The 6889-nt window shown below is 73.4% G+C and carries 5 protein-coding genes and 1 pseudogene; 3 read left to right on the top strand and 3 right to left on the bottom strand.

Annotated features, from left to right (window positions below; translation table 11 throughout):
- The coding region (locus L2I40_RS15940) for a hypothetical protein (protein WP_237216185.1) at positions 1 to 1771 on the top strand (1771 nt) is incomplete at its 5' end.
- Between the two features lie 19 nt (positions 1772 to 1790).
- Here L2I40_RS15940 and L2I40_RS15935 read toward each other — a convergent pair.
- The 3 genes from L2I40_RS15935 to L2I40_RS15925 are packed head-to-tail and all read right to left on the bottom strand — an operon-like array spanning position 1791 to position 4339.
- Complete coding sequence (locus tag L2I40_RS15935) at positions 1791 to 2963, bottom strand: M20 aminoacylase family protein (protein ID WP_237216184.1); 1173 nt, start codon at positions 2961 to 2963, stop codon at positions 1791 to 1793.
- A gap of 8 nt (positions 2964 to 2971) precedes the next feature.
- The gene (locus tag L2I40_RS15930; protein WP_237216183.1) at positions 2972 to 3628 is read right to left on the bottom strand and encodes a DUF1028 domain-containing protein; all 657 of its coding nucleotides are present in this window, start codon (positions 3626 to 3628) and stop codon (positions 2972 to 2974) included.
- A gap of 12 nt (positions 3629 to 3640) precedes the next feature.
- Positions 3641 to 4339, bottom strand: coding sequence for a glutathione S-transferase family protein (locus L2I40_RS15925; protein WP_237216182.1), 699 nt, complete (start codon positions 4337 to 4339; stop codon positions 3641 to 3643).
- A 54-nt stretch (positions 4340 to 4393) separates the two neighbouring features.
- Between L2I40_RS15925 and glpK the strand changes: the two genes are divergently transcribed.
- Together glpK and L2I40_RS15915 are read left to right on the top strand one after the other, a co-directional pair.
- Complete coding sequence (gene glpK / locus L2I40_RS15920) at positions 4394 to 5884, top strand: glycerol kinase GlpK (protein WP_237216181.1); 1491 nt, start codon at positions 4394 to 4396, stop codon at positions 5882 to 5884.
- 53 nt (positions 5885 to 5937) lie between these two features.
- Positions 5938 to 6889 (top strand): annotated as a pseudogene (locus L2I40_RS15915) (hypothetical protein); the annotation flags it as partial.

Below are 6889 nucleotides of genomic sequence, written 5' to 3'. Positions count from 1 at the left end.
GCGGGCGGTCGACCCGGCGCGCGCCGAGCCGCGTTCGCGCACCGCCGAGGCCGGCCTGCCGGCGGTGGTGGCGCTCGCCGCGCTCGCCGCCGCGCTGACCGTGTGGCTCGGCGGCTTCGTCTACGGCTGGTCGAACAACATCTTCCAGATTCCCTTCGTCGAGCGCTGGTTCGACGAGCCCGCCTTCGCCGACGACACCTTCGTCCAGACGCTGCGCTACTTCGCGTCCTGGGTGTGGTCCTTCGCCGCACTCGTCGCGCCGACCTTCGGCACCGAGGCGACCGTGACCGGCCTGCACCTTGTCTCGCGCTTCCTGATGCTGCTGACGATGGCGCTTCTGCTGCGCCACCTCGGGGTGCGCAGCGCCGGCGCGCTCGCCGCCGCGCTGCTGGCGCTCGCGGTGACGGATGCGCTGCACCGCACCTCCCGCGTCGGCGGACACGACCTCTACTACTGGTTCTTCAGCCATTCGGGCATGACCTGGCCGGTGATCCTTCTCTCGCTGCTGTGGCTGTCGCGGGGGCGCGTGGTGGCGGCCGTCGCCTCGAACGGCGTGACCTTCGGCATCAACGGCTTCATCGCCGCCTCGCATGGCGTGGGGCTCGCGGCGGGCGCGCTCGGTCTATGGCCGACGGACCGGGCCGGGCAGCGGCGGCTGGTGCTGCGCTGGCTCGCCGGCCTCGGGCTCGCGCTGCTGATCGGGGCGCCGACGCTCTACTGGTTCTACGGCATGCTGGCGACGCAGCCGCCGGCGCCGGCGGGCTTCGACGGCCGCGACTTCCTGCTGAACTACTGGCCGGAGCATTTCTGGGTCAGCGCGGCGCCCTGGCGCGACCAGCTGTGGATGGCGGCCGCGATCGTCGCCGGCATCGGGGCGCTGCTGGCGCTCGGGGCACCGGCGCGCGTGCTGCTCGCGGCGTTCCTCGGCTATGTCGGGCTGTTCGTCGCGTCCGGACTGCTTCCCTACGTCACGGAGTCGCTGACCCTGCTGAACCTGCATCCGCTGCGCATCTCCTCCGGCCTCGTCACGCTGGTGGCGATGCTGGCGGCGGTGGCGGCGGCGACGCGTGAAGCCTGGACGCCGGGCGCGGGGCGGTTCGCGCCGCTGCGCCGGATCCTCGGGGGGTTCGCGCTGCTCTGCCTGGCCTGGGGCACGCTGCGCATGGTGCTGCTGGCGATGGTGGCGCTGCTCGCCGTCCTGGTGTTGCAGCGGTGGGAGGAAGGGCGGTGGACCGTGCTGCCCGGCGCCCGGTTGGCCGACCGTGTGGCGGGCGGGCTCGCCGGGCAGGCGCGGCTCGGCGTCGCGCTGCCGGTGCTGGCGCTGCTGCTCCTCGCCGCGATCGTGCCGGTCCGCCATGCGCAGTTTGCCGAAGTCCGCCAGGAGCGCGAGGCCGGGCAGGCCGCGATGCGCGAGGCTGGCCTGTGGCTGGCCGCGCGCACATCGCCGGATGCGATCATCTTCGTGCCCGCCGCCGCCGAGCCGCCGCATTCGCACAACCTCCAGGTCTGGGCGCGGCGGCGCGTCTGGTACGACTGGAAGCGCGGCGGCGCGGTGCAGTGGTCGCCGCACTACCATCAGGAATGGCACGCGCGGCGGATGGAGGCCCGTGCGCTGGATACCGTCGCCGCGGCCATCGCCCATGCCTGCCGCAACGGCATCGGCTACCTGGTGGAGACCCCGGAGCGGATGGCGGGCGCCACGTCGCCCGGCATCGTGTTCCGCAACGACCGCTATGCGGTCATCGAGGTGGCGCCGAGCTGCAAGCGCTGAGGCGCCCCGCCGAGCCGCCTCAGCCGCGCGGCAGTTCCTGCTCGACCAGGGTGGCGAAGAAGCTCGCGCCGACTGGCAGCAGGTCGTCGTTGAAGTCGTACTGCACGGTGTGGACCTCCGCCGCGCCCTTCGCGCCGGCGGCCTGGCCGAGCTTGATGTAGGCGCCGGGCCGGTCGAGCAGCATGAAGGAGAAATCCTCGCCGCCCATCACCGGCGGCTTGTCGCGGTGGACGCGGCCGCCGCCGAGCACCGTCTCGGCGGCGCGCGCGGCGCGGCGGGCCTGCTCGGCGTGGTTCACGGTGGGCGGGTAGCCGCGCTTGTAGCGGAACTCCGCCACCGCGTCGTGCGCGGCGGCCGTCGTCTCCACCACGCGGCGCATCGCGGCCTCCACCAGATCCTGCACGCCCGGCGTCATGGTGCGGACGGTGCCGAGCAGCATCGCCTCGTCCGGGATCACGTTCTCCGCCGAGCCGGAGTGGAACTGCGTCACGCTGATCACCGCGCTCTCCAGCGGGTCGACGCGGCGGGCGACGATGGTCTGCAGGGCGGTCACGATCTGCGCGCCGACCACGATGGGATCGAGGCAGGCATGCGGGCGCGAGGCGTGGCCGCCCTGGCCCTTGATCGTGATGTAGAAGCGGTCGGAGGCCGCCATCATCACGTCGTCGCGGATGTCGGCCTCGCCGAAGGGCAGCGTCGGGTCGTTGTGCAGGCCATAGACCGCGTCGCAGGGGAACCGCGTGAACAGGCCTTCCTCGATCATCACCCGCGCGCCGGCGCCGCCTTCCTCGCCGGGCTGGAAGATGAAGTGGACGGTGCCGTCGAAGTTGCGCGTTTCAGCGAGGTACTTCGCGGCGCCGAGCAGCATGGTGGTGTGCCCGTCATGGCCGCAGGCATGCATCTTCCCCGGTGTCTGCGACGCGTAGGGCAGGCCGGTCGCCTCGGTCATCGGCAGAGCGTCCATGTCGGCGCGGAGCCCGATGGAGCGGGAGCCGCTGCCGGCGCGGAGCGTGCCGACGACGCCGGTGGTGGCGATGCCGGTCTGCACCTCGAGGCCCCAGGAACGCAGGAGCTCCGCGACGCGGGCGGCGGTGCGGTGCTCCTCGAAGCGCAGCTCGGGGTGCTGGTGGAAGTCGCGCCGCCAGCCCTCCATCTCGGGCTGCAGGTCGGCAAGGCGGTTCAGGACGGGCATCGGCTATCCTACAGGACGATCGCGTTGTCGGGGTCTAGGACACGAACGACGTAGGCGTCCACCAGCGGCGCGTATTCCTCCCAAAGGCTTCGCAGACGGGGGATCGGCGCCGCATCGCCGTCGACGCGAAGATCCACCAGCGCGAAATCGTGATCGCCGAAGACCAGCAGGCTGGCGGAGCGGACGTCGCCATGCTCGCCGCCCGCCGCCTCGCCGGCTTCCAGGCCGCGCAGCAGGCGCTCGGCGAGCGGAAGCGCGGGATCCGCGGCGAAGGCGTCGGCCATCGCCTGCGGCACCGCGGCGCTGGAGAGGATGTTGCCGATGGCGATGACGTCCGGCCCATGCGCGGCGCCCGATTCCGGCTTCACCCGGGCCCCGTGGAAATGAGCGGTACGCCCGGCGGCGTCGATGGCTGCGAGCTGGCGCCATTTGTGATCGGGCGTGGAGGCCACCAGCGCCGCCACCGTCTCCTCCGCCGTGCAGCCGGAGCGCAGCAGCGCCAAGCCGCGCGGGCCGAGGCGCGGATCGGTGCGGTGCTGCGTCAGCACGGCCCCCACCCCGGGCGCCACGAACTGCACCCGAGCGCCGACCGCGAGGGAGGAGGTCGTCGCCGCGGCGCCGAACTGGCCCGTGCGCGCGCAGCGGCCGATGAGCGAGAAGGTCATGCCCGGGTCCCCTCAGTCGTAGAAGGCCGGCACGCGACGCGCCATGCCGTCATGCAGGTCGAGCATGCGCTGCCGCCAGGCCTCGACCGGGTCATCGGGGGCGAGCGGGCGGAAGGGGCTGGTGACGCGCGCCCATTGGAACGGGCCGAAGGCGATGGCGTCGGCCTGCAGCGGCGCGTCGCCGCCCAGGAAGGGCTGGCTGCGCAACGTCATCCGCAGCGGGTGGATCGCCTGGCGGAACGCCTCGACCTTCGTTTCGCGATCTTCCTGAACGCGTTCCAGTGCCATGCCGAAGCGCGGCTCCCGGGTCGCGCGGAAATAGGCGGCGTCCTCCGGCGTCAGCACCTTCGGGATGTCGGCGATGATCAGGCGGGCGAGGCCGGCCATCAGCGTCGCCTCGGCCCAGCCGTTGACGAAGCGCGCCAGCGCGCGGCCGCCGGCGCCGCCGAACAGGCTGGGGCGGTCGGGGAAGGTGTCCTCGAGGTATTCGGCGATGCCGAAGGATTCGGCGACGGCGCGCTCGCCGTGCAGCAGCACCGGCACCTTCTGCGCGCCATGGGCGGCGATCCGGTCCCGCTCCGTCATCCGCCAGACGATCGTCTCGGCCTCCAGGCCCTTCGCCGCGAGGGCGAAGCGCACGCGCCAGCAATAGGGGCTGAGGAGCCGCGCCGGATCGGCGCCGGCGAGTTCGTAGAGTTTCAGCGTCGCCATGCCCGCATCTGGCCACCCCCGCCGCCAGCCGCCAAGATGGCGCGGGAGGCCACGATGAAGGACGCCCTGCTCGCCCTGGACCAGGGCACGACATCCACCCGCGCGATCCTGCACGACGCGGCGCTCACGCCGCGCGCGACTGCGCAGGTCCCGCTCGAGCAGCACTACCCCTCGCCGGGCTGGGTGGAGCACGAGCCGGAGGAGATCTGGCAGGCGACGCTCGCCGTGCTGCGCGAGGCGCTGGCGGCCGGCGGCGCGCGGGCGGGCGACGTCGCTGGCATCGGCATCACCAACCAGCGCGAGACGACGGTGCTGTGGGACCGCGCGACCGGCCGCGCGGTGCACCGCGCCATCGTCTGGCAGGATCGCCGCACCGCCGATCACTGCGCGCGGCTGCGCGCAGAGGGCGCGGCGGAGGCGATCACGGCGCGCACCGGCCTGCTCTGCGATCCCTATTTCTCCGCCACCAAGCTCGCCTGGATGCTGGACAACGTGGCCGGCGCGCGGGCGGCCGCGGAGCGCGGCGACCTGGCCTTCGGCACGGTGGACAGCTTCGTGCTGTGGCGGCTGACCGGCGGGCGGGTGCACGCGACCGACGCGACCAATGCCTGCCGCACCATGCTCTACGACATCCGTCGGGGCGACTGGGACGAGGAGCTGCTGCGGATCTTCCGCATCCCGCGCGCCGTCCTCCCGAAAATCCGCGACTGTGCGAGCGAGTTCGGCACCACGGATCCCGCGCTGCTCGGCGCCGCGGTGCCGGTGCGCGGCATCGCGGGCGACCAGCACGCCGCGACGCTCGGCCAGGCCTGCTTCGCGCCGGGCATGGTGAAATCCACCTACGGCACCGGGTGCTTCGCGCTGCTCAACACCGGGGATGCGCCCGTGGTGTCGCGCAACCGTCTGCTCACCACCCTCGCCTGGCAGCTCGGCGGGCAGCGGACCTATGCGCTCGAAGGCGCGATCTTCATCGCCGGCGCTGCTGTGCAATGGCTGCGCGACGGGCTGAAGCTTTTCTCCGATGCGGCGGAGAGCGGTCCCTTGGCGCAGCGCGCCGACCCGGCCCAGAAGGTGGTCTTCGTGCCAGCCTTCGTGGGCCTCGGCGCGCCGTATTGGGATGCGGAGGCGCGCGGCGCGATCTTCGGCCTCACGCGCGGGACCGGCCCGGCCGAGATCGCGCGCGCCGCGCTGGAATCGGTGGCGTTCCAGACGCGCGACCTGATCGAGGCGATGGAGGCCGATTGGGGCGCGGGCGGGGAAGGGCGCGTGCTGCGCGTGGATGGCGGCATGGTCGCCTCGGACTGGACGATGCAGTTCCTGTCGGACCTGCTCGGCGCGCCGGTGGATCGGCCGGAGGTGCGGGAGACGACGGCGCTGGGTGCGGCCTATCTGGCCGGGCTGCAGGCCGGATTGCTGCCGCCGCCCGGCCCGGCGGTCGCGCATTGGCGGCTGGAACGCCGCTTCACGCCGCGGATGGCGCGCGCCGAGGCCGATGCGCGGTACGCGCTGTGGAAGGACGCGGTGCAGCGCGTGCTGACCCGATGAGCAGGGACGCCGATTCAGACCTTCGGGCTGCGCCCGCCGGCCATCGGGGTCCGATGATCTACGACACGCTCGGCGCCGCGCCGATCATCAACGCGGCCGGCACCAACACACGGCTCTCGGGCGGGATGATGCACGCGGAGGTCACCGCGGCGATGGCCGAGGCGGCGACGGCCTGCGTGGATATCCTCGAACTGCAGGCCGCGGCGTCGCGCGTCATCGCGGAGGTCACGGGCGCCGAGGCCGGGATCGTCACGTCGGGCGCCTCCGCGGCGCTGCTGCTGGGCGCCGCCGCGTGCATGGCCCGGCTCGACGCGGCCGCGATGGATGCGCTGCCCGAGGCCGAGCGCCGCGACTTCGTCATCGCCCGCAGCCAGCGCAACATGTACGACCGCGCGATCCGCGTGGCCGGCGGGCGGCTGGTGGAGGTCGGGATCCCCGACCGCTTCAGCGGCGCGGGCGTGCGCGATGCCTCCGCGGCCGAGCTCGCTGCGGCCTTCGGTCCGCAGACGGCGGGCGTGCTCTGGGTCGCGCAGCCCTGGAGCGAGCCGCCGCTGCCCGAAGTTGCGCGCGTTGCGCACGATGCCGGGCTGCCGGTGCTCGTGGACGCGGCCGCGCAGCTGCCGCCTGCCGCCAACCTGCGCCGCTTCCTGGACGAGGGCGCCGACCTCGTTGCCTTCTCCGGCGGCAAGGCGATCGGCGGGCCGCAGTCGAGCGGCATCCTCGCGGGCCGGCGCGACCTGGTCTGCTCCGCGCTGCTGCAGATGCTCGACCTCGACCTGCCGGAGCCGCAGTTCCGCCTGCCCCCCGAATTCGCCGGCAACGCCGCGCCGCCGCGCCTGCCCCATCACGGCATCGGCCGGTCCTGCAAGACGGGGAAGGAGGAGATCATCGGCCTGATGGTCGCGCTGCGCCGCTTCGCTGCCGAGGACGACGCGGCGCGCGCCGCGCGGTTGCGCGCGCGGCTCGAAGCGCTGGGCCCCGTGCCGGGCGGCACGATCGCGGATG

The sequence above is a fragment of the Falsiroseomonas oryziterrae genome (genome assembly GCF_021864505.1).
Lineage (GTDB): Bacteria > Pseudomonadota > Alphaproteobacteria > Acetobacterales > Acetobacteraceae > Falsiroseomonas > Falsiroseomonas oryziterrae.
Note: the sequence above shows the minus strand (reverse complement) of the source record. Positions and strands in the feature narration are given on the sequence as shown.